At 68.2% G+C, this 25,710-nt stretch carries 24 protein-coding genes and 1 tRNA gene; 4 read left to right on the forward strand and 21 right to left on the reverse strand.

The annotated features are described in order from the left end of the window. Positions 1-4: 4 nt before the first annotated feature. From GZ64_RS0109280 to serS, 7 genes are all read right to left on the reverse strand, one after another. Positions 5-1,375, reverse strand: coding sequence for an extracellular solute-binding protein (locus tag GZ64_RS0109280; protein ID WP_029266100.1), 1,371 nt, complete (start codon positions 1,373-1,375; stop codon positions 5-7). 40 nt (positions 1,376-1,415) lie between these two features. After that, the gene (locus tag GZ64_RS0109285) at positions 1,416-3,059 is read right to left on the reverse strand and encodes a glycoside hydrolase family 13 protein (RefSeq protein WP_036331330.1); all 1,644 of its coding nucleotides are present in this window, start codon (positions 3,057-3,059) and stop codon (positions 1,416-1,418) included. Positions 3,060-3,245: 186 nt separating this feature from the next. Then, on the reverse strand, positions 3,246-4,250 hold the full coding sequence (locus tag GZ64_RS0109290) for a LacI family DNA-binding transcriptional regulator (protein ID WP_029259674.1): 1,005 nt from the start codon (positions 4,248-4,250) through the stop codon (positions 3,246-3,248). Positions 4,251-4,313: 63 nt separating this feature from the next. Then, entirely contained in the window at positions 4,314-5,567 is a 1,254-nt protein-coding gene (locus GZ64_RS0109295) for an LCP family protein (protein WP_029259673.1), read from the reverse strand. Positions 5,568-5,616: 49 nt separating this feature from the next. Continuing rightward, positions 5,617-5,701: transfer RNA gene (locus GZ64_RS0109300), tRNA-Ser, on the reverse strand. A 42-nt stretch (positions 5,702-5,743) separates the two neighbouring features. Continuing rightward, a complete protein-coding gene (locus GZ64_RS0109305; RefSeq protein ID WP_029266104.1) occupies positions 5,744-6,565 on the reverse strand; it encodes an HAD family hydrolase in 822 nt (273 codons plus the stop codon). After that, positions 6,562-7,878 carry a serine--tRNA ligase gene (gene serS / locus GZ64_RS0109310; protein ID WP_021198188.1) on the reverse strand — a complete coding sequence of 439 codons (1,317 nt, stop codon included), beginning with the start codon at positions 7,876-7,878 and terminating at the stop codon, positions 6,562-6,564. Before serS ends, GZ64_RS0109305 begins: the two co-directional genes overlap by 4 nt. A 105-nt stretch (positions 7,879-7,983) precedes the next feature. Between serS and GZ64_RS0109315 the strand changes: the two genes are divergently transcribed. Further along, a complete protein-coding gene (locus GZ64_RS0109315) occupies positions 7,984-8,982 on the forward strand; it encodes a diacylglycerol/lipid kinase family protein (RefSeq protein ID WP_029266106.1) in 999 nt (332 codons plus the stop codon). 19 nt (positions 8,983-9,001) lie between these two features. Here the strand turns inward: GZ64_RS0109315 and GZ64_RS0109320 are convergent, their stop codons facing one another. The 3 genes from GZ64_RS0109320 to GZ64_RS20015 form a co-directional block, all read right to left on the reverse strand. After that, positions 9,002-9,730: a hypothetical protein gene (locus GZ64_RS0109320; RefSeq protein ID WP_029259671.1), complete on the reverse strand. Its 729-nt coding sequence runs from the start codon at positions 9,728-9,730 to the stop codon at positions 9,002-9,004. 47 nt (positions 9,731-9,777) lie between these two features. Continuing rightward, positions 9,778-11,238: a cardiolipin synthase gene (gene cls, locus GZ64_RS0109325; RefSeq protein ID WP_021198191.1), complete on the reverse strand. Its 1,461-nt coding sequence runs from the start codon at positions 11,236-11,238 to the stop codon at positions 9,778-9,780. Positions 11,239-11,324: 86 nt separating this feature from the next. Further along, positions 11,325-11,498 (reverse strand): hypothetical protein, encoded by a 174-nt coding sequence (locus GZ64_RS20015; RefSeq protein WP_021198192.1) that lies wholly within the window; start codon positions 11,496-11,498, stop codon positions 11,325-11,327. A 112-nt stretch (positions 11,499-11,610) separates the two neighbouring features. Here GZ64_RS20015 and GZ64_RS0109335 point away from each other — a divergent pair, with 112 nt between their 5' ends. Next, the gene (locus GZ64_RS0109335) at positions 11,611-12,729 is read left to right on the forward strand and encodes a DUF4192 family protein (protein WP_029259670.1); all 1,119 of its coding nucleotides are present in this window, start codon (positions 11,611-11,613) and stop codon (positions 12,727-12,729) included. Positions 12,730-12,744: 15 nt separating this feature from the next. Here GZ64_RS0109335 and lysS read toward each other — a convergent pair whose 3' ends face one another. Then, positions 12,745-14,277: a lysine--tRNA ligase gene (gene lysS / locus GZ64_RS0109340; RefSeq protein WP_029259669.1), complete on the reverse strand. Its 1,533-nt coding sequence runs from the start codon at positions 14,275-14,277 to the stop codon at positions 12,745-12,747. 80 nt (positions 14,278-14,357) lie between these two features. Between lysS and GZ64_RS0109345 the strand changes: the two genes are divergently transcribed. After that, positions 14,358-16,235 carry a DUF2207 domain-containing protein gene (locus GZ64_RS0109345; RefSeq protein WP_029266110.1) on the forward strand — a complete coding sequence of 626 codons (1,878 nt, stop codon included), beginning with the start codon at positions 14,358-14,360 and terminating at the stop codon, positions 16,233-16,235. A gap of 41 nt (positions 16,236-16,276) precedes the next feature. On the opposite strand, the gene GZ64_RS0109350 is transcribed toward GZ64_RS0109345, so the two are convergent. The 10 genes from GZ64_RS0109350 to hpt form a co-directional block, all read right to left on the reverse strand. Continuing rightward, positions 16,277-16,969: a DUF2520 domain-containing protein gene (locus tag GZ64_RS0109350; protein ID WP_029266112.1), complete on the reverse strand. Its 693-nt coding sequence runs from the start codon at positions 16,967-16,969 to the stop codon at positions 16,277-16,279. Then, positions 16,959-18,923 (reverse strand): PH domain-containing protein, encoded by a 1,965-nt coding sequence (locus GZ64_RS0109355; protein WP_029266113.1) that lies wholly within the window; start codon positions 18,921-18,923, stop codon positions 16,959-16,961. The genes GZ64_RS0109350 and GZ64_RS0109355 overlap by 11 nt, the downstream gene beginning before the upstream one ends. Further along, positions 18,920-19,501, reverse strand: coding sequence for a PH domain-containing protein (locus GZ64_RS0109360; RefSeq protein WP_021198198.1), 582 nt, complete (start codon positions 19,499-19,501; stop codon positions 18,920-18,922). The genes GZ64_RS0109355 and GZ64_RS0109360 overlap by 4 nt, the downstream gene beginning before the upstream one ends. Continuing rightward, the gene (locus tag GZ64_RS0109365; RefSeq protein WP_029259664.1) at positions 19,452-19,934 is read right to left on the reverse strand and encodes a DUF3180 domain-containing protein; all 483 of its coding nucleotides are present in this window, start codon (positions 19,932-19,934) and stop codon (positions 19,452-19,454) included. Before GZ64_RS0109365 ends, GZ64_RS0109360 begins: the two co-directional genes overlap by 50 nt. Continuing rightward, positions 19,931-20,470 (reverse strand): 2-amino-4-hydroxy-6-hydroxymethyldihydropteridine diphosphokinase, encoded by a 540-nt coding sequence (gene folK, locus GZ64_RS0109370; RefSeq protein WP_029266114.1) that lies wholly within the window; start codon positions 20,468-20,470, stop codon positions 19,931-19,933. Before folK ends, GZ64_RS0109365 begins: the two co-directional genes overlap by 4 nt. Beyond that, a complete protein-coding gene (gene folB / locus GZ64_RS0109375) occupies positions 20,467-20,862 on the reverse strand; it encodes a dihydroneopterin aldolase (RefSeq protein WP_029266116.1) in 396 nt (131 codons plus the stop codon). The genes folK and folB overlap by 4 nt, the downstream gene beginning before the upstream one ends. Positions 20,863-20,895: 33 nt before the next feature. After that, the gene (gene folP, locus GZ64_RS0109380) at positions 20,896-21,705 is read right to left on the reverse strand and encodes a dihydropteroate synthase (RefSeq protein ID WP_029266118.1); all 810 of its coding nucleotides are present in this window, start codon (positions 21,703-21,705) and stop codon (positions 20,896-20,898) included. Beyond that, complete coding sequence (folE, locus tag GZ64_RS0109385) at positions 21,705-22,313, reverse strand: GTP cyclohydrolase I (protein ID WP_029266120.1); 609 nt, start codon at positions 22,311-22,313, stop codon at positions 21,705-21,707. The genes folP and folE overlap by 1 nt, the downstream gene beginning before the upstream one ends. A gap of 1 nt (position 22,314) precedes the next feature. Then, positions 22,315-24,315, reverse strand: a complete 2,001-nt coding sequence (gene ftsH, locus GZ64_RS0109390) for an ATP-dependent zinc metalloprotease FtsH (protein ID WP_021198721.1) — start codon at positions 24,313-24,315, stop codon at positions 22,315-22,317. A gap of 73 nt (positions 24,316-24,388) precedes the next feature. Further along, positions 24,389-24,940 carry a hypoxanthine phosphoribosyltransferase gene (gene hpt / locus GZ64_RS0109395; protein WP_021198722.1) on the reverse strand — a complete coding sequence of 184 codons (552 nt, stop codon included), beginning with the start codon at positions 24,938-24,940 and terminating at the stop codon, positions 24,389-24,391. Positions 24,941-25,071: 131 nt separating this feature from the next. Between hpt and GZ64_RS20265 the strand changes: the two genes are divergently transcribed. After that, the gene (locus GZ64_RS20265) at positions 25,072-25,671 is read left to right on the forward strand and encodes a DUF937 domain-containing protein (RefSeq protein ID WP_029266122.1); all 600 of its coding nucleotides are present in this window, start codon (positions 25,072-25,074) and stop codon (positions 25,669-25,671) included. The last annotated feature ends 39 nt before the right edge of the window (positions 25,672-25,710 follow it).

The following is a 25,710-nucleotide window of genomic DNA, read 5'->3' on the forward strand; positions in this document are numbered from 1 at the left end:
AGCGTTACTCGTCGAGCTTCGCCTGCGCGTCGGTCTGCGCCTGGGCCAGGAGGGCATCGATGTCGGCGTTCTCGTCGGTCAGGACCTTCTGCACCACGGCGTCGAGGAGGGCATACACCTCCTGCGTCTTCACCTTCGGCTCACCCACCGGCGTCTGGTCCCAGATGCGGTCGCTGAACGGCGCCATCTGCTCGACCGGGACGTTGATGTAGTCGGCGATCCACACCTGCGACTCGTCGTACAGCTCACGGCTGAGCACCGGGAGCAGCGGGGTGCCCACCGCCTGGCCGGACTCGTTCAGGGTCTTCGCATCGAGCACCGCCGCGTCCTCGTCCATCAGCTTCTGCATGTAGTACCAGTCGATCCACGTGACCGCCGCCTCCTTCGTCGCGTCGTCGACCGTGGGGCTGATCACCGCGATGTCACCGCCGCCGAGCGTGCCGGGGTCGTCGCCTTCCATGGGCACGACGGTCATGCCGTAGATGTCCGAATCCATGCCGAAGTCGCGCACGAGGGCGGTGTAGATGTCGGAACCCGACGTGTACATTCCGATGTTGCCGGCGGCGAACTCCTGGTTGATCGTTCCCCAGTCGAGGTCGACCTTCGATCCGAACGAGCCGTCCTCCCACTTCACGTCGTGCAGGAACTGCAGCGACGCCTTCGTCGCATCGTTGTCGATCGTCGACTCGGCCGTGCCATCCCCGTTGTCGGTCTGGGTGCGCCCGCCGCGGGCGACGGTCTGCGAGGTGAGCTGCCACCCGCCGGTGTTGTTGATGGCCATCTGCGCGTACCCGGCCTTGCCCGTGGCATCCGTGATCTTCCTGGCGGCCTCGCGGATCTCGTCCCACGTCTCCGGCGGGTTGTCGGGGTCGAGCCCGGCCTGCTCGAACAGGTCGCGGTTGTAGTGCAGCGCGGCGGCGTACGCCTGGCGCGGGAAGCCGTAGATCTTGCCGTCGGCGCCGGTGACACCGTCGAGGATGATCGGGTTGAACTTGTCGGTGTAGCCGAGCTTCTCGATCGCGTCGGTCACGTCCATCAGCTGCCCGTTCTCGAGCAGCGTCTTGGAGTCGGTGAACGGCACGGTGAAGACGTCGGGCAGGCTTCCGCCGGCGAGCTGCACGGCGAAGGTCGGGCCTTCCCACTCGTACTCGACGCCGATGATGTCGATGTCGGGGTGTTCCTTCTCGAACTGCTTCTCCTGAGCGGCGAACGCATCGTAGGCGGCAGCGTCCGCTCCCGGGGGGAACGTCGCGACACGCAGCTCGAGGCGTCCGTCGCCGCTGTCGCCGTCGCCGCTGGACGTGCAGCCGGCGAGCGCGCCGACTGTCGCGAGCACGGCGATGCCGGCGACCATGGCCTTCGTTGATGACTTCATTGTCTGTCCTTCCATGTGGTGCTGATCGGGTGGTGCAGGGCTACTTCGGCGCTCGGTGCGAGTGCGCGGGAACGGCTCGGAGGGCGAGCCAGGCTGTGGAATCGGGAGGGAGCGCACCGTCGAGTGGCGCGCTGGCGAGAAGTACCTCGTGGTGGGCCGGCAGCGGCACGGGCACGGATCCGAGGTTCGTGATGCTGAGCGTGCCGTCCCCCCTGCGGAACGCCAGCACGTCGGCGCCGAGCTCGAGCCACTCCAGGTCGTCTCCGGCGAGGTCGTCGAGTCGACGGCGCAGCGCGATCGTCGCGCGGTACAGGTTGAGGGTCGAGTCGGGGTCCCTGTGCTGCGCGTCCACCGTGAGCGCCGCCCAGTCCTCGGGCTGCGGAAGCCACGGGGCGCCGCCGAAGCCGTACGGGGTCACCGCTCCGGACCACGGCAGCGGCACACGGCATCCGTCGCGCCCCGGGTCGACCCCGCCAGAGCGGAAGTGCATGGGGTCCTCGATCGCGTCGAGCGGCAGTTCCACTTCGGGAAGGCCGAGCTCGTCGCCCTGGTAGATGTAGAGACTGCCCGGCAGCGCCGCGACGAGCAGCGCCGCGGCGCGAGCGCGGCTCGCGCCGCGTACGGCATCCGTCGCGGTGCCGAAGCGCTTGCGCTCGAACGCGAAAGAGGAATCGGCCTGTCCGTACCGGGTGACCGGACGCGTGACGTCGTGGTTCGAGAGCACCCAGGTCGCCGGCGCGCCGACCGGCGCGTGTTCGGCGAGCGTGCGGGTGATGGAGTCGCGCATCGCCCTGGCGCTCCACGGCTGCGTCATGAATCCGAAGTTGAAAGCCGTGTGCATCTCGCCGGGGCGCAGATAGCGGGCGAAGCGCTCGGCGTCGTCGAGCCACACCTCGCCGACGAGCACCCTTTCGCCGTCGTACTCATCCGCGACGGACCGCCAGTGGCGGTAGATGTCGTGCAGCTCGTCGCGGTCGATGTGCGGGTGGCCGACCGTGGGAGCGGAGCCCGGCGGAAGGTCGGGAAGAGTCGGGTCCTTGACCGGGAGCGCCGCGGAGTCGATGCGGACGCCCGCGACGCCTCGGTCGAACCAGAATCGCAGGACGTCCTCGTGCTCACGCCGCACATCCGGGTGGTTCCAGTTCAGGTCCGGCTGTTCGGGGGTGAACAGGTGCAGATACCACTCGCCGTCGGAGCCGTCGGGGTTCTGAGTGCGCGACCAGGTCTCGCCCTGAAAGCTCGAGACCCAGTTGGTCGGGATGCCGTCACCGCGCTCGCCCCGACCGGAGTGGAACCAGAAGCGCTCGCGCTCCGGGCTGCCGGGGCCGGCCGCCAGCGCCTGTCGGAACCACTCATGCTGATCGGAGATGTGGTTGGGCACGATGTCGACGATCGTGCGGATGCCGAGTTCGAGCGCCTCCGCGATCAGCTGCTCCGCCTCTTCGAGGGTGCCGAAGCGGGGGTCGATGCGGCGATAGTCCTGTACGTCGTATCCGCCGTCCGCGAGCGGGCTCAGGTACCAGGGGGTGAACCAGAGCGCGTCGACGCCGAGGCTCTTCAGGTAAGGCAGCCGTGAGCGGACGCCGGCGAGATCGCCGATGCCGTCACCGTTGCCGTCCGCGAAGCTGCGCACATACACCTGGTAGATGACGGCGGTGCGCCACCAGCCCTCGCCCACGGGCATCGTCAGGGTGCGGGCCGGTGCCGCCGTGCGCAGAACGTCAGTGTCCACAGATCTCCTCGTCGTCGATGGCGATGAGTCGAATGTAGCTTTTCCGCGCGTTCCGCGCAAGAACTAAACAGAATGTTGGAAAATTGCGATGGCTGACATGCGCGCACAAGGACGGCTCGGGGCCGTCCGCAGATCAGGTCAGCGCAGCGGGCCCGTCGAGGCTCGCAGCACCAGCTCGGGCTCGAACAGCAGTTCGTCGCTCGGCTGGGCTGTGCCGGCGATCTGCGCGAGCAGCAGGGCGATCACGGCGCGCCCCATGGACTCGATCGGCTGTCGCACCGTCGTCAGCGGAGGTTCGGTGCAACTCATCAGAGCCGAGTCGTCGAACCCGACGATGCTCACGTCCCCCGGCACGGAAAGGCCGGCCCGCCGCGCCGCGCGTACGGCCCCGAGTGCCATCGGGTCGCTCGCGCACACGATCGCGGTCGCGCCGGCAGCGAAGAGGCGCGAGGCCCCTGCCTGCCCGGACTCGAGCGAGTACATGCCGCGCACCACGAGCTCGTCGGACAGCGGCGCCCCGAGCGCATCCAGCAGACGGCGCGCCGAATCGAGCTTGCGGCGGGAGGGGACGTGATCCTCCGGCCCCAGGAGCAGGCCGATCTTCCGATGTCCGAGCTGGTGCACGTGCAGCACGGCCTGTTCCGCCGCGGCCGCGTCGTCGGTCGACACCGTCGCGAAGTGCAGCTCGGCGACGCGGGCGTTGACGAGCACGGTCGGCAGGTTCACCTGGCGCAGCCGCTCGTAGTGCTCGTGTGCGGCGTCCGCCTGCGTGTAGTTTCCCCCGAGGAAGATCACACCCGAGACCTGCTGCGCCAGGAGCAGATCGACGTAGTCCGACTCGGTCACTCCGCCGGCGTTCTGGGTGCACAGCAGAGGCGTGTAGCCGTTCTGGGTGAGTGCGCCTCCGACGATCTCGGCGAACGCGGGGAAGATCGGGTTCTGCAGTTCGGGGAGCACGAGTCCGACGAGGCGGGCACGCTCGCCCCGGAGCTTGGTCGGCCGCTCGTAGCCGAGCACGTCGAGGGCGGTGAGGACCGCCTGCCGGGTGGCGTCGGAGACCCCCGGCTTCTCGTTCAGCACGCGGCTGACCGTTGCCTCGCTCACACCGACCTTGCGGGCCACCTCTGCCAGTCGCTTCGACATGCAGTCAGTGTACGCAAATCCTTGCAAGAACGCGCAAGCAGTTTGCGCGTTCTCGCGAAGGACTCAGCGGACGTTGCCGTTGGAGCAGGTCTGCTGCGCCGCGGAGTTGCCCTTGATCGAATCGGGCAGCGCCACGACGTTGTCAGGCGTCGCTGCCGGGTCGGGAGTCGCTGCCGGATCCGTTGCCGGCTGCTCGACTGGCGCCGTCGGCTCCTGCACGACCACGCCGTCGTTCTTGTTGTTCTCGTGCGTGATCTGCAGCTGTGCGTTCGCAGCGAGTGCGTCCCAGAGCGCCGAGGCGGCGGTGTAGTTGGGAACGACCTTGTTGGGGTTGGCCGAGTCCGTCCCGTTCGGGTACTGCACGAAGACGATGTCCTCGAACGGCACCGACTTGACCGCGAGGGCGATCTGCACGAGCGTCATCGGGTTCGTGAGCGACTCACTCGGCTCCAGATTCTGGATCGCGGTGTTCGCGAGCTTCAGCATCACGGGGACGTTGCCGAGCACTTCCCCGCTGATCATCTTGCGTGCCAGGCTCGACATGTACTGCTGCTGGTTGCCGATGCGGCCCAGGTCGCTGCCGTCACCGACACCGTGACGCGTGCGCAGGAACTGCAGCGCCTGCAGACCCTCGACCGTGTGGGTTCCCGCAGCCATGTCCAGTCCGGTGTAGCGGTCCTTGATCGGGTTGGCGAGGCAGACGTCGACGCCGCCGATCGCATTGGTGATCTCGATCACGCCGCCGAAGGTGACGCCGGCCGCGAACTGGATCTCCTGGTCGGTGAGCTCGGAGATCGTCTTCACGACGCAGTTCAGGCCGCCGTCGGTGTAGGCGGTGTTGAGCGGCTGCTTGCTCATCGCGGAGGTGGCGTTGCCGTTCTTGTCGGTGCACGAGGGGATCGGCACCATCAGGTCACGAGGGAAACTGACGACCGTGATGCGGCGCGGTTCCTGCGAGACGTGGACGAGCAGGTTCACGTCGTTGAGCGTTCCCTCGGAATCCGCTCCGGTGCAGCGTTCGCCGAAGAGGTCCTTGTACTTCTCCTCACAGGTGTCGACGCCTGTGAGGACCATGTTGAAGCCGCCCTCGTACTCGCCGATGTCCGGCGGGATGGGGTCCTGACCCTCGATCTCGACCGCGTTCGCCGAGACCGTGCTCGTGAGATCGTAGAAGACGTAGGCACCGACCCCGAGTCCGCTCACCAGCACCACCGCGAGACCGATCGCGATGAACTTCAACAGCTGGCCGACGGTGCCAGGAGTGCCCAGCTGACCATGGCGCGCGATCGTGTGACGGCGTCGGGTGTTCTGGCTCACTCGGGTCCTTTCGGATCAAGCGCCGGTGCGGGGGCACCGTGCTCACATGCGGAGGGTGTGGGATTCGAACCCACGAGACATCTCTGCCCACTGGTTTTCAAGACCAGCTCCATCGGCCGCTCGGACAACCCTCCCGACAGATGCTTCTGTCGACCAGGCGTGAGTCTAGCCGAGTTCTATTCTCCTGCGCTGACCTGGGCGGGGGCTGGAAGCGTGTCGAGAGCCCGCGCGAGGCCGCCGTCGACGACATCTGCGGTGACCTCGCCCGCCGCTTCCTTCACCACGTCGGGGGCCTGCCCCATCGCCACCGCTCGTCCGCCGAGCGAGCGGGCCCAGCCGAACATCCCGATGTCGTTGCGTCCGTCGCCGGCGACGAAGATGCGGCCCTCGTCGAGCCCGAGTTCCGTGCGCACCTGTTCCAACGCCGTGCCCTTGTCGACACCCTGCGGTGCGATGTCGAGCCACGCGGTCCACCCGATCGCGTAGGACACCTCGTTGAGACCGGCATCCGCCACCAGACGGTGGAAGTCCTCTTCGTCGTGACCGGGAGAGACGACGACGATGCGCGAGACGGGGAGCTCCCCGAGCTCGTCGAAGTCGACCCGCCGGCCGCCGTCGAGAGTCCAGTCGTCGAGCTGCTCGGTGAACAGTCGCTGGCCCGAGGCGAGTTCGACCATGTATCGGGCATCGGGAAGACGCTCGCGCAGCAGACCGAGGACCGGGGACGGATCGAAGGTCTCGACGTTCCAGCGCTCCCAGTCGTCGCCGGAGCGCCGCATCGTCACCGCGCCGTTGGAGCACACCACGTAGTCGGCGGTCAGGCCGAGCTCCTCGACATAGCGTCGTGTGGCCATCCAACTGCGCCCGGTCGCGATGGTGACGACGTTCCCTCCGTCGCGCACCCGAGCGATGGCTTCCGGAACGCCGGGGCTCATCGTCTCGTCCTGCAGCAGGATCGTCCCGTCGACGTCGAGGCCGACCAGCCAGGGACCTGTCATCGGGCGGCCCGCCCGGCCGCGAGGGGCTCGATCACTTCGAGGCCGCCGAGATACGGCCGCAGAACCTCCGGCACGCGCACCGAGCCGTCGGCCTGCTGGTGCGTCTCGAGCAGGGCGACGATCCAGCGGGTGGTGGCGAGAGTGCCGTTCAGGGTGGCCACGTGCTGCGTCTTGGCCGTGCCCTGGCCCGCGGGATCGGCCGCGTCGACGGCCGGGCGGTGACGCACGTCGAGCCGTCGCGCCTGATAGGTCGTGCAGTTCGAGGTCGAGGTGAGTTCACGGAACGCGCCCTGCGTGGGGACCCACGCCTCGATGTCGTACTTGCGTGCCGCGCTCGATCCGAGGTCTCCGGCCGCGACGTCGATCACGCGATAGGCGAGGCCGAGCGAGGTCAGCATCTCCTCCTGCAGCGCGACGAGGCGCAGGTGCTCGGCTTCCGCCTCTTCCGCGGTCGTGTAGACGAACATCTCGAGCTTGTTGAACTGGTGCACGCGGATGATGCCGCGGGTGTCCTTGCCATGCGATCCGGCCTCTCGCCGGTAGCAGGTCGACCAGCCGGCATAACGGAGGGCACCATCGGACAGGTCGACGATCTCGTCTTTGTGGTAGCCGGCGAGGGCGACCTCGCTGGTGCCCACCAGGTACAGGTCGTCATCCTTGTCGAGGTGGTAGACCTCGTCGGCGTGCTCGCCGAGGAACCCGGTGCCCTGCATGATCTCCGGACGAACGAGCGTCGGGGTGATCAGCGGCACGAATCCGTTCTGCAGCGCTTTGTCGAGCGCCAGGTTCATCAACGCGATCTCGAGGCGCGCGCCGATGCCGCGCAGGAAGTAGAAACGGGCGCCCGATACCTTGGCGCCGCGTTCCATATCGATCGCACCGAGGAGTTCACCGAGCTCGAGGTGGTCCTTCGGCTCGAAATCGAAAGCCGGCACGTCGCCGACACGACGCAGCTCGACGAAGTCCGCCTCGCCGCCGGCGGGGACACCGTCGATCACCACGTTCTCGATTCGAGCGAGTGCGGCTGCCGCTGCGTCCGCAGCCTCGTTCGCCGCATGCTGAGCCTGCTTGACACGCTCCGCGAGGTCTTTCGCCTGCGCGACCAGCGCCGCCTTCTCCTCCTTGGGGGCCTTCGCGACCTGCTTGCCGAAGGCGTTCTGCTCGGCGCGCAGCTCTTCGAAAGCGGACAGCGCGGACCTGCGCGATCGATCGGCCTCGAGAGCGACGTCGACGGTGCTCTGGTCGTTTCCACGAGCAGTCTGCGAACGGCGGACGATCTCCGGGTTTTCGCGGAGGAGTGCGAGGTCGATCATCCACCAAGTCTACGGTGAACGCCCGGGCGCGCCGGATGCGCGGACCGCCAGGAGTCACCTGCTCCGGATCGACGGGGCGGGTCTTTCCCGGTTTAGAGTAGCGCCATGACATCCAGCGCACCCGTCCAGCGACAGGCGGCGCTCGTCTACAACCCCATCAAGGTCGACGGCAAGCATCTCCGCGCCACAGTGCGCGACCTCTCGCGCGAAGCAGGATGGGCGCATCCGGCGTTCTATCCCACGACGCTCGAGGATGCCGGGCAGCTTGCCACTGCGCAGGCTCTGGAGCGCGGGGTGGACGTCGTGCTGGTCGCCGGCGGCGATGGCACGGTGCGGGCGGTGTCCGAGGCGATCGCGAACAGCGGGGTGCCGTTGGCGATCCTGCCCAGCGGCACCGGAAACCTGCTGGCCCGCAATCTCGGCCTCCCCCTCGGTGACCCGACCGAGATGATCCGCGCCGCGCTCGGCGACTTCCGGCATCCGATCGACATCGGCTGGGCCCGCCTCACACGAGAAGACGGCGAGGAGGCCCAACACGCCTTCGTGGTGCTGGCGGGCATGGGGCTCGACGCCGACATGATCGCGAACACCCGATCCGACCTGAAGAAGTCCGTGGGATGGATCGCGTACGTCGACGGTGCCGCCCGCTCACTGCCGCGCGCGAAGCCGTTCCGGGCCGTCTACCAGGTCGATGACGGACGCCTGCACTCGCACCGCGCGTACAGCCTGCTCTTCGCGAACTGCGGCACTCTCCCCGCCGGCATCTCCCTGATCCCCGACGCATCGATCACCGACGCCGCCCTCGACGTCGCCGTCATCCAGCCGACCGGCATGTTCGGCTGGTTCGGGGTCTGGCGGAAGATCTGGTGGGACAACTCCGTGCTCCGCCGCTTCCGCGCCGGACGCCGGGTACTCGAGCACCGCGGCAAGAACGCCTCGGTGCACTACTTCCACGGTGCCGCCGCCGAAGCCGCAGCACCCGAGCCCATCCCGATCGAACTCGACGGCGACGAGTTCGGTGAAGCGGTGCGCATCACCTGCTGGGCTGATCCTGGGGCTCTGGTCCTGGCACTGCCGTCAGGCCACCCGGTGCACATCCTCTGAGAACCGCGGCCCCTGACGCTCAGCGGACCTCGACCGTGCCGTCGAGCCCGCCGCCGACGAGGGTCAGAGTGAAGGCCGCCTCGTCGTCGACCGTGTCATCGCCGAAGGAGAGGATGGTCGCACGCGGTCCCATGTCCATCGTGCACACCTGGTTCGCGTCGGTCACGAACGTCGCGGTCCCGGCGTTCCCCGAGCCCTCCAGTGTGTCGACGACCGGCGGGCAGGACGAGGATCCCCAGGTCAGCAGAACGAGGCCGCCGTCGTCGAACCAGCCGGCCGATGGCAGATACTCGGTGGGCGTCCCCGGCGTACCCGTCGCCGCCGGATCGCCGTCGAGGTCCACATCGTCGGTGATGTCACCGTAGGTGACGTTCATGGTGATGTCGGCCTTCGGGTCCACGCCTTCCGGCAGCGTGCCCAGGCTCGCGCGCGGCGCGAGATCCTTCGTGCAGGGCTTCGAAGCCTCGCCCTCCGCGTCGACGAGGGTGACGGTCACGGTCTGTCCTTCCGCGGTGACCTGGTCGACCTGCGGCACGCAGGTGGAGGAGCCCACCGTGATGACGGCGAACATGCGTCCTTCGTCGAGCAGTGCACCCTCGACGTCGTTCTGATCGTCGATGCCGCCGGCGCTCGGGGCTGGAGAGCTGGTCGGCGTCTGCGCGCCCGGACCGGCAGTGCACCCTGCGATGAGGAGCGCAGCGGCCACGACGCCCATGACGGAAACGAGAGGACGAAGTGCGGAGGTCATGGTCACAGAGTAGCCCTCACGAAGTTCGTGCGGATAGCCTGCGTCGCCTACTGCAGCGCGGAGGTGAGGCGGGCGAGGTTGTCGAGCACCGTCGAACGAAGCGGCTGCTGCATCCACTCCTCCAGCGTCAGCTCTCGGCTGAGCGAGCGGTACTTGTCTTCGACCTCGCGCATCTCGGCGACGAACTCCTCGCCTCGCACCAGCATCGAGACCTCGAGGTTCAGACCGAAGGAGCGCATGTCCATGTTGCTCGATCCGATCACGGCGACCTCATCGTCGATGGTCAGCGTCTTGGTGTGCAGGATGTACGGCTTGCGATACATCCAGATGCGGACTCCGGCCTTGAGCAGCACCTCGTAGTAGCTGCGCTGGGCGTGGTACACCATCGCCTGGTCGCCCTCTTCCGACACGAACAGCTCGACGTGCACGCCGCGGTCCACGGCCGCGGTGACCGCGAGCAGCAGCGCCTCGTCCGGGACGAAGTAGGGGCTGACGATCATGATCTTCTTCTTCGCCGCATAGAGCAGGCTGAGGAAGAGCCGGAGGTTGTTCTCGACCTCGAAACCGGGACCGGACGGGACGACCTGGCAGTCGAGGTCACCGGAGCCGATGTTCGCGTGAGCGATGTCGATGCCCTCGAGGACGGTGTCGGTCTCGCTGTACCAGTCCGCGACGAAGATCGCGTTCACGCTCAGCACGACCGGGCCGTCCAGACGCACCATCAGGTCGACCCAGTGCAGACCGCGCTTGATGTTCTTCGGCAGGTTGTAGGTCGAATCGGTGATGTTCTGCGATCCGAGGAACGCGATGTTGCCGTCGACGACGAGGAGCTTGCGGTGGTTGCGCAGATCGGGGCGCTGCATCTTGCCCTTGAGCGGCTGCACCGGGAGCATCAGATGCCAGTCGGCGCCCATCGCATTGAGGCGCGCGATGGTCTGCTTGTAGCGGGGCTTGCCGCGGTTGGCCCAGTGGTCCAGGAGCACGCGGACCTCGACACCGCGGGCGCAGACCTCTTCCAGCGCCCGGAAGAAGTTGTCGGTCGACGTGTCGGACTGCAGGATGTAGAACTCGACGTGCACATACTCCTGCGCCGTGCGGATCGCCTGCGCCATCTCATCGAGGGACTCCTGGTAGTCCGAGATGAGGTGGGCGCCGTTGTCGCCCGAGAGCGGGAGGGCGCCGAGCTTCTGATTCATCTGCACGATCGGCCCGAACCACGCGGGTGCGTTCGGGCGGAGCGTGCCGAAATGCAGGTGCTCGCTGGTCTCGGCGATGTACTCGTTGATCTGATCCTGTTTGCGCCGACGCGCGCGGGGAAGGCGCGGGTTGCCGATCACGAGGAACAGGAAGACACCGACGAACGGTATGAAGAACACGGCCAGCAGCCATGCCATCGCCGCCGTGGGACGCCTGTTGCGGGGGATGACGATGATGGCCGTGACACGGATGATGATGTCGAGCACCACGAGGAAGGCGGCGATCCACCATCCCCAGGTCTCCGCAGTCATCGTGCCCCCTCGCCACCGCAGTGACCATCCCAGCCGAGGCGCACCCGAACAGGTGCGCTGGCTTCACAGTAGCCGATGGGTCGGACTCAGGCGCGCGGCGGGAGGCCTCGCGCGGCGCGCTCCTCAGCCTCGATCTGCGCGTGCACCTTGCGCTCGGTCCGGTCGAAGCGGAGGATGCCGCGGACCACGAGGAAGAACACGATGCTCACTCCGACGGTCGGCAGAAGCGACCATGCCGCGGCGAGCCAGAAGTTGTCCATCACCCCATGGTACGCGAGCCACTGTTCGTGCACATTTCGGCGTTCACAGGAACTCCGTCCACAGGGTCCTCTTTCGCGCTCGGCGGGCTTCGCCCTCGACGACACTCTCGGGATGACAACAGTTCTCCGAGCCTCCGATTCCGCCGCTTTCCTCGGCATCGTCCCGTCCCTCGCGGGCTTCACGCCCCGTCGGAGCATCGTGCTCCTCCCTTTCCGAGGCAGCCGCACCGACGGAGCCATGCGTCTCGATCTCCCGCAGGAGAAGGCTGACCTCGAGGTCTATGCCGACGCCGCCGTCGGCCTCGTCGCCCGCGTCACAGCGACGGATGCCGTCGCGGTCGTCGTCTACACCGATGAGGAGTCGCACCCGACGCGAGACGGTCTCGTCCTCCCCCACGCGGTCGCCGTCGACGAGCTGTTGGGGTGCGCAGAGGAGGCGGGCCTCCGCATCGTCGACGCTCTCTGCGTGACCCCCTCCGGGTGGTCGAGCTACCTCGACGAGGAGCCCGAGCTGGGGCCGTTGGCGCAGATCCGCACTCCCGCCGATCTACCGCTGTCGACCGACGTGTCCGGAGACCAGAGCGTCGGGGCGGATCTCCCGCACGTCGACCTCGCCGAGAAGGAACGTGTGGGGACCGCGTCGATCGAACTCGCGGCGTTCCTCGATCGGAAGGGTCGAGGTCGACTGACGAGTCGGGATGATCCGCGGCTCATCGCCGCGCTCGTCCTGCTCGACGACGTTCCGGCCTTCTACGAGTCGGTGCTGGCGGCACCCGAGGCTCTGCCCCCGTTCGCGACGGCCACGCTGCTGTGGTGCCTCGGGCAGCCCCTTTTGCGGGACGTCGCCATCGCTCAGTGGGCGACCGACCTGGCAGGCGGCGTGCGCACCCTCGCTGCACAGACCGCGTACGCCGAATCCGGGGTGATGATCCCCGACGAGGTGGGCGAGGTGTTCCTCGGGCGCGGCCCCACTCCCGACACCGACCGCCTCCGACGCGCTCTCACCGCCGCACGCGAAGCGGCGGCACGGGCTCCGAGGCTCTCGCGATCCGCACCCCTCACCGTGGCGGCGTGGTTGTCATGGGCTCTGGGACGCGCCAGCCACGCGGGCCGATACCTCGAGATGGTGCGAGAGATCGACCCGCACTATTCACTGGCCGCGCTCCTGGAGACCATGATCGGCGGAGCGATGCTCCCGGAGTGGGCGTTCCGTCGCCACTCGGCGCAGTGACCGTCGGTGATCGTGTTACTTGACCAGGGGGAACAGGATGGTCTCACGAATGCCCAGGCCGGTGATCGCCATCAGCAGGCGGTCGATCCCCATGCCCATTCCTCCGGACGGCGGCATGCCGTGCTCGAGGGCCCGCAGGAACTCTTCGTCGACCGGCATCGCCTCGACGTCACCGCGTGCGGCGAGTTTGGCCTGTTCCACGAAGCGCTCGCGTTGGATCACGGGGTCGACCAGTTCGGAGTACCCGGTCGCCAGCTCGAAGCCACGGATGTACAGATCCCACTTCTCCACGACACCCGCGATCGAGCGGTGTTCACGGACCAGGGGCGACGTATCGACGGGGAAATCCATCACGAACGTGGGGCGGACGAGGTCGCCCTTCACGAAATGCTCCCACAGCTCCTCGACGAGCTTGCCGTGAGTGGCCTGCGGAGGCAGATCGACGTCGTTGGCCTCGGCGAACGCGATCAGGTCTTCGACCGAGTCCTGCGGAGTGGTGGTGCGCCCGGATGCGGCCGACAGCGACTCGTACATCGAGATGCGGTCCCACTCGCCGCCGAGCTCATACTCGGTACCGTCGGCCCAGGTCACGGTCGTGGAGCCGGCGACCGCGATCGCCGCGTTCTGCACGAGCTCCTGTGTGAGGGCGGCCATCTGGTTGTAGTCGCCGTACGCCTGGTAGGCCTCGAGCATCGCGAACTCGGGGCTGTGTGTAGAGTCGGCTCCCTCGTTGCGGAAGTTCCGGTTGATCTCGTAGACGCGCTCGATCCCGCCGACGACAGCGCGCTTGAGGTACAGCTCGGGTGCGATGCGCAGGTACAGCTCGGTGTCGAACGCGTTCGAGTGCGTGATGAACGGGCGGGCAGAGGCCCCGCCGTGCTGCACCTGCAGCATCGGGGTCTCCACCTCGAGGTAGTCATGGCTGGTGAAGGTCGAACGCAGGCTCGCATTCACGGCGGCGCGCGCGCGGACCGTCGTGCGCGCCTGCTCGCGCACGATCAGGTCGAGGTAGCGGCTGCGTACGCGGCCCTCCTCGCTGAGTTCGGAGTAGGCATTGGGGAGCGGCAGGATCGCCTTCGCCGCGATCGTCCAGTCGTCCGCCATGATCGACAGCTCGCCGCGGCGACTGGAGATGACTTCACCGTGCACGAAGACGTGGTCCCCCAGATCGACGTACTCCTTCCAGTCGGCCAGCGACTCCTCGCCGACGTTCGCCAGGGAGATCATGGCCTGGATGCGCGAGCCGTCACCCGCCTGCAGAGTGGCGAAGCAGAGCTTGCCGGTGTTGCGACTGAACACCACACGACCCGCGACTCCGACGATGACACCGGTTTCGGCACCGGCCTCGAGCTCGCCGTACTCGGCGCGCAGCGCGGGAATCGTGTGCGTGACGGGAACGGCGACCGGGAACGCCCCGCCGCCCGCATCCGCCCGCTTCTCGATCAGGCGCTCGCGCTTGGCGAGGCGCACGGCCTTCTGCTCGTGGACGTCCTCTTCGAGGGAAGGGTCGGTCGAGGCCGATTCGGGCGCGGCGGACGCGTCAGTCATGTGGGGGGCTCCTTGGAAGTCCCTCCCAGTTTACCGAGGCGGCATCCCGCTGCTTGGCGCACGCTGGGTAGCCTCGAAGAATGGCCCACACACGGATCCTCCGCGCGTTCGCTGCCCTCTCCCTCGCGATGGTGGCGGTCCTCGCCCCTGCCGCCGCGCAGGCCGCGTCCGACGGGCCCGCGTCGCACCTGGCTGCGCCCCGGCCCGCGGACGTCCCCACCGATGTCGACGATTTCTCCTACAGCTCGTGGGATGCCGTCTACGAGATCGGTCTCGACGACGAGGGCCGCGCCCGCATGCGCGTGACGGAGACCCTCGTGGCCCGCTTCCCCGACGTCGACCAGAATCGCGGCATCGTCCGCGGACTCGCGACTTCATACGAAGGGGCGAGCATCGAGACGACGATCCTGTCCGTCACCGACGGCAACGGGGCGGACGTGCCCTACGAGACGGACGAGGAGGACGGGCTCCTCTACGTGCTGACGGGTAACGACGACGACTTCGTGCGGGGTCTCACCACCTACGTCATCGAGTACGAGATGCGCGACGTGATCCTCGCGACCGATCGTTCCGAGGATTCGTCCGCTCCCCCGGCAGACGAGTTCTACTGGGACCTGCTCCCCCTCGACAGCACGCAGCCCATCGACCGGTTCCGCGCCGAGATCGTGTTCGATCCTGCGATGAGCAACGCACTCGACGGTGCCACCCGCTGCTACTCCGGCCCTTCCGGCTCGAAGGAGGAGTGCGAGCTGGAGGGTCCGACCACCGACGGCCGCAGCGCGACCTTCCGTGTCGAATCGGGGTCTCGTCCCGCCGGTGACGGGGTCACGGTGGCCATCGGTTTCGAACCGGGCACCGCCACGCAGCCGCTCGCCCGCACACCGGATCCGGTCGCCGACGTCGCACCGATCGTCGCTGCGGTCGGCGCTCTCGGACTCGCCGCCGGCAGCTGGGTGGCGGTATCGGCCTTCGCGCGCAGACGGCGAGCCGCTGCCGGCATCGTGGTCGCCCAGTACGACGTGCCGGACTCGCTGCCCCCGCTGCTCGCCGCTGCCGTCGTTCCCGGGGCCGAAGACGTGATCCCGTCCGAGATCGTGCACCTCGCCGTCCGCGGCATGCTGCGCATCGAAGAGGGGACGGAGGAAGACGAGCCGCGCGTTCGTCGTCTCGGCGAGGCACACAGCCCCGACCAGCTCGACGTCGACGCCCTCGAAGCGCTCTTCCTCGATGCGGACGCCGACGGGGTGGTCGATCTCCCCGCCGCCGACGAAGCCTTCGCCGCGCGGATGACGGCGCTCCAGCACAGAGGCACGACCGAGGCGCAGAGCCGCGGACTCACCGAGAAGGCACGCAGTCGAAGTGCTGTGATCCTGCAGTGGTGTGCGATCGGCCTCGCCGTCGCCGGCTTGGCGTTCGGGATCTGGAGCGCCGCCAGCGGACGCCTGTCCGCGATCCCTGCACTCGTCGTGATCTCCATCGGGGCTTTCCTCGTGCTGCTCTCCAGCGTGTATCCGTTCTCGAAGCACACGGTGCTCACCGCCGAAGGCGCACGCACCTACGAGTATCTGCAGGGAGTGAAGGAGTTCATCCGGGTCGCCGACGCCGATCGCCTGCGCATGCTCCAGTCGTACACCGGAGCCGAACGTCGCGCCGACGGCACCGCCGACGTCATCCACGTGTACGAACGGCTTCTCCCCTACGCGATCCTGTTCGGGATGGAACGCGAGTGGGGTGATGTGCTCGAGAAGGCCTACGCGAGCGCGGAGCGCGGCGCATCCTGGATCGGCGACCCGGCATCGTTCGCACTCCGGACGCAGCTCGCCTCGTTCGTGGCATCGTCGCACTCAGCCGCGACGTACTCGGCCCCCTCGGCGGGCTCTTCGTCGAGTGCCGGAGGGTCATTCGGCGGCGGGTTCTCCGGAGGCGGCGGAGGCGGCGGCTTCTCCGGCGGACGGTGAGTCCGACTGGCGCCCGCATCCGGGGTACCGCCGCGGAAGCTTCAGATCAGCGGGGGCGCGTCGGAGGCTTCGCGCAGCGCACGCTCGACGGTCGACTGCACCAACGCCGAGAGGTAGCCGCCGGGGTTCTCCACGCCGATCTCCCGTAGTCGCGCGGTCGACTGTCCGATGATCGACCGCGAGAACTCGGTGGCTGTCGCGATCGCATCGGCGTAGGCCGCGCGATCCGCCTCCGCGATCACGACGGGCTCGCACCCCATCTCCACGGCGAGGGCCTGGGCGATCGGCAGCACGGCGACCGGAGCGGTCACCGCGGCGAACCCGGCATGCAGCTGCCGAAGGTCGATCGACGTCCCTGTGAAGGTGATCGCGGGATGCACGGCGAGGGGGATCGCCCCGCGTTCGGCTGCCGGGCGCAGCACGTCGATGCCGTAGCCGGGGTCGGTGTGCAGCACGAGCTGGCCGATCTGCCAGCCGCCCACCTCGGCGATGCCCGCGACGAGCGACGGCAGCTGCTCGCTGGGTACCGCGATGATCACGAGCTCGGCGCGACGCACGACTTCCAGGGCATCGAGAACCGGCACGTCCGGCAGCACGGCCGAGGCGCGTTCGTCGTCGGATCCGCTGGTGATCCCGATCACGGCATGTCCTGCACCGCCGAGCGCCGCCCCGACGACCGGCCCTACGCGCCCTGCCCCGATGATGCCGACGCCGAGGCGTCCGTCACGCGCCATCGTCGCGCCTCGTCCGCCGGAGCAGCGGGGGTGCGGGAGGAGCTGCCGGCGGAGCAGCCGGGACGTTCGGAGGCACCTGTGGACCCTCCGGAGCGTTCTCCGCGGGTGCTGCCGGTGGAGCCGCGGGCGGTCCGACCGGCGGAAGCACCGGGGGCGACGGCGGAGCGACCGGTGGTGCAGGCGGCGATACGGGCGGGGCGGGCGGCCCTGCCTGTCCGGGGACGGGGAAGACCGGCGGCGGGCCGGTGTACGCCGGCGGGGCCGGAGGCGCTGCGACGGGAATCTCCGTCGCGTGCGCACTCCAGCGGTGGGTGGTGTCGCGAGACGCCGCCTCCGCTGCCGCGCGGCTGACCTCGTCGACCAGAGCCAGCGCATCGGCACGTTCGAGACCCGAGAGGTACCCGGTGATCGGCCCGGGGACCGTGTGCACCTGTGCGCCGGAAACCCGCTGGTGCCGGTCGATCGGTCCCTGGCTGAGCGAGACCCCCTGCAGACGTGCCAGCGGGAACACGGCGAGCTTGCGCCAGACGTTTCCGCGGCGCAGCAGCAGACCGAAGTCGGCGACGAGGTAGCCGTGTCGCTTCCAGGAGAACGGACGCCGCCACGCTGCACGCCGTGGCATCGTCCGATACGCGTCGCCATCGGCGGGACCCACGACGCCCTGATCCCAGAGGAACGGGATGCTCTCCCCAGGAACGTCGGGGAGCACCAGCGCGAGCACGCGTTCGACATCGACGCGTTTGCCGACGGGCAGCACCACGTTGAACTGCTGTCCGCTTCCCGACGACTGCTGGGCTGCGCTCTTGCCGCTCATACGGTTGATCTTGATCGTCCACCACCCGAACGGGCGCCACAGCAGCGACTGCGACACCTCCACCGCGAAGATGCGTCCCGGCGGGAGCGTCTCGGTCACGGTCGTGAGAAGACCGTAGGTGATGCGCACGCCGTCAGGAGTCGGAGCGATCGAGTAGCGCAGCGACTTCGAGATCTGCGCCCAGGTGATACCGACCACGGCGATGACCATGGGGACGCCCATGCCGAGACCCAGCCCGAGGAGGACGAAACCTCCATCCGAGTTGCCATCGGCCAGCATCCCGATCAACGCGCTGCCGATCGCGATCGCGAAGATCGCTCCGAAGAAGACGAACCACAGCAGCCCGGAGATCAGCTGCGAGCCCACAAGCCGGCCGGTCGGGATCTTCACGACGCTCTCGGGGACGACATCGGCGAGGTCGACGCCGGAGATGAGGCCGTTGACACCCGCGTTCATCGAACCGACCAGCTGCGCCCGGGCGGATGTCGGACCGGGCGCGGCCGACGTTGCCGCCGGGTTCAGCGCGGCGTCGCGCGCCGCACGAGCACCCGATGCCAGACGCAGGATGTCGGCACGCACCGACTCTGCGCGGGGCGTCGCGAGGTATTCGAGCTCGACGTTCGCGTCGTTGCCGGCTCCGACCACCTCGAGCTTCGCGAGACCGATGATGCGGGCGGGGAACGGGCGTGTCAGGTTCACGCCCTGCACGCGGTCGAGAGGTGCGCGGCGGTGGGAGCGAAAGATGATTCCCTTGCGGACCTCGACGTGATCGCCGGTGATCCGGAACTGCTGGAAGCGCCAGACGAACCAGAAGATCAGCACCAGCACGATCACGAGCCCGAGCACGCTGAGGAGCGCGACCAGGATCAGGTTGTTCGAGAGCACCCAGTCGACAGGATCGGCACCGGCGTAGTCGCCGTAGTGCGCTTCTTCGGGCGTGAAGATGCCCACGGCCCAGGTGATCAGGCGATCCCGCATGTTCGCGATGACGATACCCGCGATGATGATCAGCGCGAGCCCGCCCTTGAAGAGCGGGGTGAGGGGGTGCATGCGGTGCCACTCACCGTTCGCGAGCGTCGTGGAACCCTCCTCGACGGGCAGGGGCGCGCTCGGCGCGAAAGGGGGCTGCTGCTCGCTCACAGGCCGGTCCGACGGGTCTCGGCGACCTGGATGAGGGTGTCGCGCAGCGCCTCGGCCGCGCCCTGCGTCAGACCGGGGATCTGCACGCCGGTCGTCGCGGCGGCCGTGACCATCTTGAGCTGGGCGATGCCGAACGCGCGGTCGAGCGGCCCCTGCGTGATGTCGACCAGCTGCATGCGACCGTAGGGGACAGCGATCATGCGCTGCCACAGGATGCCCTTGCGGAAGACGATGTCGTCGGCGCGGAGCATGTAGCCGATCGCCTTCGCCTGACGCGGGAGGATGATGAGGGCGAACACGGTGATGAGCAGGATGATCCCGGCGGGGATCCACACCCACTGCTGATTCAGCACCACGTTCAGCACGACGGCGGCGATCGCGACGATCGCGATGAAGATCACGTTCTGCACGATCTGCGACACGACATAGCGCGGCGAGATCTGGTGCCACGTGCCGTCGAGTTCGAGGCGGGCCTCGTTGCGTGCCGTGCGCAGCTGGGTGTACGTCCCCCTGTCGAGGGCGTCGAGGTCAGTGCCCTCCGCCGGGTTCAGGGGCGCGGTCTCTGGGTTCTGAGTCATCAGGATCCTTCGGCAGGGTGCAGAACTGCTCGGCGACGAGCGCGGCGATCACGAGGACGATCGCGCTTCCGATCAGGGCCAGCATGGCCACAGTCGACCCTACCTGCGGAATGACGGGACGTGACAGGAGGAACACGAGCAGCCCGGCTCCGAACCCAGCCATGATGGCGCCGAGCAGACTCGAGGCCCGCGCGAGTGTCGCCGCTCTGAGTGCGCGGAAGGGATCGATGCGGATGCCCGACCGCACGCTGCGCCGCACCGGCCATGCGACCCCGAGGGAGGCTGCGGCGATCAGCAGGAGGAGCACCGGAAGCAGGAGCGAGGGCGTGAACGTGACACGTCCCGATGCCGTCAACAGGTGATCGAGCAGGAACCCGCCTCCGCCGGCGAGCAGTGCGAGGACGACGAGCACGCCCGCAGAGGTGCGTCTCATCCCTCGCTCCGGGCCCGCAGTTCCGCCACGAGGTCGGCGACTCTGCCCCGGCCGAGCAGCACCGCGTCCTGGTCGACATCCAGCCACGGTTCGAGCACGAAGAGGCGTTCGGCAGCGCGCGGATGCGGCAGCTGCAGACGCGGTTCGTCGGAGATGACGTCGCCGTACGCGATCAGGTCGAGGTCGAGCGTGCGGTCGCCCCAGCGCTCCCGTCGCTCTCGGCCGTTCTCGTCCTCGATGGCGTGCAGCATCCCGAGAAGGATCTCGGGGGCGAGGCGCGTGGTCACCAGAGCCACGGCGTTGACGTATCCGGGCGCCTCGGGATCGGGCCCGTGGAGCCGAAGGGCGACGGTCTCGAACAACCGGGAGAGGCGCACCTCGCTGACCAGCGGGAGCCGCGCGATCCTCTCGGCGGCCGCCCTGATCGTGTCGTGGCGGTCACCGAGGTTCGCGCCGAGGGCGACGACCGCGGTGGTCTCCGGACGTCCGGGACGAGGCGCGGGCATGTCGGGCGGGTTCGCGAGGTTGCGGCTCATACGGTCGTGTCCTCCAGCGCGTCAGGCGTTCGGCGGCGATGCACGGTGACCGCCACATCGGTGAAGTCCAGAGCGATCGGCGCGTGCGGCTTGTGCACGGTCACGGCGACGTCCTGCACCCGACGGTCTTCGAGACCGACGGCGGCGATCCTCTCGGCGAGCGTCTCGATCAGGTTCACCGGTTCCCCGGCCACGACCGCAGCCACCTTCTCGGCGAGCTCTCCGTAGTGCACGGTGTCCCTCACGTCGTCGGAGACGGCAGCCTGCGCGAGCGACAACCGCAGACGAAGATCGATCGTGAACTCCTGCCCGTCGCGGCGTTCGTGCTCGAAGACACCATGACGGCCGAAGACGGTCAGACCGGTGAGGACGATCTCGTCGAGGGACTCCATGCTTCTAGCGTACGGGGCCACCCCGATGCGCCCTCAGCCTTCCCAGGCGTGCGCGATCGCGAGGGCGTCGCGCGTGCTCGCCACATCATGCACACGCACGGCCCAGGCTCCGGCCCTGACCGCGAGAGCACTGGTCACAGCGGTAGCGAGGTCGCGTCGAGACTCCGACACGTCACCGTCGCTCTCGGCTTCCTGGCGCAGTGCTTCGGCGAGGAACCGCTTGCGCGATGTGCCGATGAGCACGCGCGGCCCGAGGGCGACGATCTCGTCCAGCCCCCGCAGCACCTCCCAGTTCTGCGCGCCCGCCTTGGCGAACCCGATACCCGGGTCGACGATCAGGCGCGATGGGGCGATTCCGGAGGCCGCCGCCTCGCCGATGCGCTCCTGCAGCTCCCCCGCGACCTCGCGGGCGACGCGACGGTACTCGGCGTTCGCGTACATGTCGGCGGAGAAGCCACGCCAATGACCGATCGCGAAATCGGCCCCGGACTCCGCGACAGCCGCGCGCATCTCGGGATCGGCGAGCCCTCCGGAGACGTCGTTCACGATCCTGGCGCCCGCCCGCACGGCCGCAGCCGCCGTCGATGCGCTGAGCGTGTCGATACTCACGGGAACACCCGCGGCAGCGAGCTGTTCGATCACGGGGATGACGCGCCGCTGTTCGACCTCGTCGCCGACGCGGTCGGCGCCCGGCCTGGTCGATTCTCCGCCCACATCGAGCACAGCCGCACCCTCGGCTCGCAGTCGCAGCCCGTGGGCGACCGCGCGATCGACGTCGAGATAGCGTCCGCCGTCGCTGAACGAATCGGGTGTCACGTTGACGATGCCCCAGATCCCGGTCATCAGCGCGCCGCACCCCCGAGAGGCACCGACGCGCCGATCAGGGTGATGAGCTCCGCTCGGGCGGGGGCGTCCGTGTACTCTCCGCGCGCCGCGATGGTGAGCGTCGATGCCTCAGTCTGCCGTCCGCCGCGCATCGTGACGCACCCGTGTGCCGCATCGAGCACGACCAGCACCCCGCGGGTGTCGAGGTGCTCTGCGATCGTGTCGGCGATCTGCTCCCCGAGGCGCTCCTGCACTTGAGGACGCGCCGCGAGGATCTCGACGACGCGCACCAGCGCTCCGAGCCCCACGACCTGCTCCCCGGGGAGGTAGGCGATATGCGCATGACCGGCGAAGGGCAGCAGATGGTGCTCGCAGACGGAGCGGAAGCGGATGTCGCGCAGCAGCACGGCGCCGGAGGGCAGGGTATCCGGTGCGGGGCCGCGGGAGACGCTGATGGTGCGCGCGAGCGGCTCGGCCGGGTCTTCGCCGACGCCCGAGAAGAACTCGGAGTACAGCTCGCCCATCCGCATCGGGGTCTGTTTCAGCCCTGGCCGGTCCGGGTCCTCGCCGATCGCTTCGAGCAGCTCCTTCGTGAGCCGCTCGACGCGCTGCCTGTCGACGGTCACGTCACGCCGTCGCGGGCCGCGGGTGCCCGGCTCCCGCCGAACCCTGCTGCGTGCGCGGCGTTCCGGCCGGAGCCTCCACGGATGCCGCAAGCGAGACGTCCTTCTTCGGCACCTCGATCGGAGGACGCTCGGACACCGGGCGCCCTTCGCTCGACAGCCACAGCGGGCGCTCGGGAAGCTTCTTGATCTCGGTGAAGATCTCCGCGATCTGGTTGTGGTCGAGGGTCTCCTCCTCGAGCAGCGCCAAAGCGAGCTTGTCGAGGATGTCGCGGTTCTCGCTGATGACCTCGTACGCCTCGTTGTGCGCCTGTTCGATGAGGGCACGCACCTCGGCGTCGACCCGCTCCGCGACCTTCTCCGAGTACTCGCGACCGCGTCCCATGTCGCGTGCGACGAACATGTCGCCGCCCTCGGTGCCCAGCTTGACCGGTCCGACCTGCGTGGTCATGCCGTACTCGATGACCATCTTGCGCGCGATCGAGGTCGCCTTCTCGATGTCGTTCGAGGCACCTGTGGTGGGGTCGTGGAACACGATCTCCTCCGCGACGCGGCCACCCATGGCGTAGGTCAGCTGGTCCTGGAGCTCGTTTCGGGTGACCGAGTACTTGTCGTCCAGCGGCAGCACCATCGTGTAGCCGAGAGCCTTGCCACGGGGCAGGATCGTGATCTTGGTCACGGGGTCGGTGTAGTTCATCGCCGCCGCCGCGAGCGCGTGGCCGCCCTCGTGGTAAGCCGTGATCAGCTTCTCCTTGTCGCGCATCACACGGGTGCGTCGCTGCGGACCGGCGATCACGCGGTCGATGGCCTCGTCGAGAGCACGGTTGTCGACCAGCTGCGCGTTCGAGCGCGCGGTGAGCAGCGCGGCCTCGTTGAGCACGTTGGCGAGATCTGCGCCGGTGAATCCGGGGGTCTTGCGGGCGACGACTTCGAGGTCGACGCTCTTCGCGAGGGGCTTGCCCTTGCTGTGCACCTCGAGGATCTTCTGTCGGCCCTTGAGGTCGGGCGCGTCCACGCCGATCTGACGGTCGAAGCGACCGGGGCGCAGCAGCGCGGGGTCGAGGATGTCGGGACGGTTGGTCGCCGCGATCACGATGACGTTCGCGTTCGGGTCGAAGCCGTCCATCTCGACCAGCATCTGGTTGAGGGTCTGCTCGCGCTCATCGTTGCCGCCGCCCATACCGGCGCCGCGGTGACGGCCGACGGCGTCGATCTCGTCGATGAAGATGATGGCGGGCGCATTCTCCTTGGCCTGGCCGAAGAGGTCGCGCACGCGAGAGGCGCCGACGCCGACGAACATCTCGACGAAGTCGGAACCGGAGATGGAGTAGAACGGGGCGCCTGCCTCGCCGGCGACGGCGCGGGCGAGGAGCGTCTTGCCGGTTCCGGGAGGGCCGTACAGCAGCACGCCCTTCGGGATGCGGGCGCCGATGGCCTGGAACTTCGCGGGGTCCTGGAGGAACTCCTTGATCTCATGGAGTTCTTCGATGGCCTCGTCGGCACCGGCGACATCGGCGAAGGTGACCGTGGGGGTCTCCTTGTTGACGAGCTTGGCCTTGGACTTGCCGAACTGCATGACCTTGCCGCCGCCACCCTGCATGGACGACAGGAGCCACCAGAACAGCAGGCCGAGCAGCACCAGCGGAAGAAGGAGCGAGAGGAAGCCGTCGAACCAGGTCGCGCGGGGAACGGCGTCGTTGAAGCCGTCCTTCGGAGCCGCCTCGTTGATCGCGCTGACCACCTCGTCGGCGCGGGCGTCGACGTAGTAGAACTGCACGTCCTCCGAGCCCTTGAAGGGCTTCGAGAGCGTCATGTCCACGCGCTGGTCGCCGTCGGTGTTCACGACCTCGGTGACCGTCGTGCCGGAGAGCAGCTTGAGCCCCTCCTGCGTCGTGATCTGCTTGGGCGCGCCCAGATTCGAGATCAGCAGGAAACCGCCGAACAGGAGCACGCCGATCAGCGCGACGTAGATCAGCGGATTCCGGGTGAGCTTCTTCACATCCATGATCGGATCAGCGTATCGCGCGCGCCCTAGGGGGTCGCTGTGCGTTCACCCACGGCGTAGCGCGTCGCGGTCGTCAGCTGTAGACGTGCGGAGCGAGCACCGCGACGTCGCGCAGGTTGCGGTAGCGCTCGTCGTAGTCGAGGCCGTATCCGACGACGAAATCGGTCGGGATGTCGAACCCGACGTACTTGCAGTCGATGACGACCTTCGCGGCCTCGGGCTTGCGCAGGAGGGCGAGCACCTCGATCGACTCGGCTCCGCGGGATCCGAAGTTCTCCAGCAGCCAGCTGAGGGTCAGGCCCGAATCGATGACGTCCTCGACGATCAGCACGTGCTTGCCGTTCAGGTCGGTGTCGAGGTCCTTGCGGATCTGCACGACACCGCTGGACTTGGTGCTCGCACCGTAGCTCGAGACCGCCATCCAGTCCATCGGTGCGTGGAAGGGCAATGCCCTGGCGAAGTCGGCCATCACCATCACCGCGCCCTTGAGGACGCCGACGAGGACGAGGTCCTTGCCCGCATAATCCTCTGCGACCTGTGCCGCGAGTTCATCGAGCTTGGCGAGGATCTGCTCCTCTGTGACGAGAATGCTGGTGAGGTCGTCCTGGATTTCCGCGGCGCGCATGGATCGATTTTAGGCGACGCGATCGGATGCTCGGTCCCGGTGGGTCGGCCGGGAAGGCATCTCCCCCTCCCGCGCCATCCGCACTACTGTGAGCGGTGATGTGGGCGGACGCCCCGACGGAAGGATTCATCATGGCTCTTGACGACATCCTCAGGCAGGTGCCGATCGACGACATCGCCGAGAAGCTGGGCGTCTCGCGGGACGAGGCCAAGGTCGCTGTCGAGCAGGGCGGTGCGGTGCTGCTCGGCGGGCTCGCGCAGAACGCCAAGACTGACGAGGGCTCCGCCGCGATCCAGAACGCACTGAAGAAGCACGAGGGCAGCGCCGGCGCCGCGAAGGTCGACGACATCGATCAGGCCGACGGCGGCAAGATCGTCGCGCACATCCTCGGTTCGAAGGAGAAGGAGGTCACGAAGGAGCTCACCGAGTCGAAGGCGACCCCCGGCATCGACTTCGGCAAGCTGCTGCCGATCCTCGCTCCCATCGTGATGGGCCTCATCGCGAACGCGAGCAAGGACAAGGCCGCGAAGGCGGATGCCGGCGCGGAGAGCTCTGGAGGCATCGGTGACCTCATCGGAGGCATCCTCGGTGGCGGCGACAAGGGCGGCTCCGCCGGCGGCGGCATCGGTGACGTGATCGGCGGGCTGCTGGGCGGTGGCAACAACGGCGCATCCGGCGGTGGCATCGACCTCGGAGGGATCCTCGGCGGCCTCTTCGGCGGCAAGAAGTAGAGCTTCCGCGCTGAGCGCGTTCCGTCTCGCGAAGACGCC

This window comes from Microbacterium sp. Cr-K32 (genome assembly GCF_000708345.1).
GTDB lineage: Bacteria > Actinomycetota > Actinomycetes > Actinomycetales > Microbacteriaceae > Microbacterium > Microbacterium maritypicum_A.

Bases quoted from the DNA above. Each gene is read 5' to 3' on its own strand.
- GZ64_RS0109280 (WP_029266100.1), bottom strand. From the start codon at position 1,375: ATGAAGTCATCAACGAAGGCCATGGTCGCCGGCATCGCCGTGCTCGCG.
- GZ64_RS0109285 (WP_036331330.1), bottom strand. From the start codon at position 3,059: ATGCCCGTGGGCGAGGGCTGGTGGCGCACCGCCGTCATCTACCAGGTG.
- GZ64_RS0109290 (WP_029259674.1), bottom strand. From the start codon at position 4,250: ATGTCGAAGCGACTGGCAGAGGTGGCCCGCAAGGTCGGTGTGAGCGAG.
- GZ64_RS0109305 (WP_029266104.1), bottom strand. From the start codon at position 6,565: ATGACAGGTCCCTGGCTGGTCGGCCTCGACGTCGACGGGACGATCCTG.
- serS (WP_021198188.1), bottom strand. From the start codon at position 7,878: ATGATCGACCTCGCACTCCTCCGCGAAAACCCGGAGATCGTCCGCCGT.
- GZ64_RS0109315 (WP_029266106.1), top strand. From the start codon at position 7,984: ATGACATCCAGCGCACCCGTCCAGCGACAGGCGGCGCTCGTCTACAAC.
- GZ64_RS0109320 (WP_029259671.1), bottom strand. From the start codon at position 9,730: ATGACCTCCGCACTTCGTCCTCTCGTTTCCGTCATGGGCGTCGTGGCC.
- cls (WP_021198191.1), bottom strand. From the start codon at position 11,238: ATGACTGCGGAGACCTGGGGATGGTGGATCGCCGCCTTCCTCGTGGTG.
- GZ64_RS20015 (WP_021198192.1), bottom strand. From the start codon at position 11,498: ATGGACAACTTCTGGCTCGCCGCGGCATGGTCGCTTCTGCCGACCGTC.
- GZ64_RS0109335 (WP_029259670.1), top strand. From the start codon at position 11,611: ATGACAACAGTTCTCCGAGCCTCCGATTCCGCCGCTTTCCTCGGCATC.
- lysS (WP_029259669.1), bottom strand. From the start codon at position 14,277: ATGACTGACGCGTCCGCCGCGCCCGAATCGGCCTCGACCGACCCTTCC.
- GZ64_RS0109345 (WP_029266110.1), top strand. From the start codon at position 14,358: ATGGCCCACACACGGATCCTCCGCGCGTTCGCTGCCCTCTCCCTCGCG.
- GZ64_RS0109350 (WP_029266112.1), bottom strand. From the start codon at position 16,969: ATGGCGCGTGACGGACGCCTCGGCGTCGGCATCATCGGGGCAGGGCGC.
- GZ64_RS0109360 (WP_021198198.1), bottom strand. From the start codon at position 19,501: ATGACTCAGAACCCAGAGACCGCGCCCCTGAACCCGGCGGAGGGCACT.
- GZ64_RS0109365 (WP_029259664.1), bottom strand. From the start codon at position 19,934: ATGAGACGCACCTCTGCGGGCGTGCTCGTCGTCCTCGCACTGCTCGCC.
- folK (WP_029266114.1), bottom strand. From the start codon at position 20,470: ATGAGCCGCAACCTCGCGAACCCGCCCGACATGCCCGCGCCTCGTCCC.
- folB (WP_029266116.1), bottom strand. From the start codon at position 20,862: ATGGAGTCCCTCGACGAGATCGTCCTCACCGGTCTGACCGTCTTCGGC.
- folP (WP_029266118.1), bottom strand. From the start codon at position 21,705: ATGACCGGGATCTGGGGCATCGTCAACGTGACACCCGATTCGTTCAGC.
- ftsH (WP_021198721.1), bottom strand. From the start codon at position 24,315: ATGGATGTGAAGAAGCTCACCCGGAATCCGCTGATCTACGTCGCGCTG.
- hpt (WP_021198722.1), bottom strand. From the start codon at position 24,940: ATGCGCGCCGCGGAAATCCAGGACGACCTCACCAGCATTCTCGTCACA.
- GZ64_RS20265 (WP_029266122.1), top strand. From the start codon at position 25,072: ATGGCTCTTGACGACATCCTCAGGCAGGTGCCGATCGACGACATCGCC.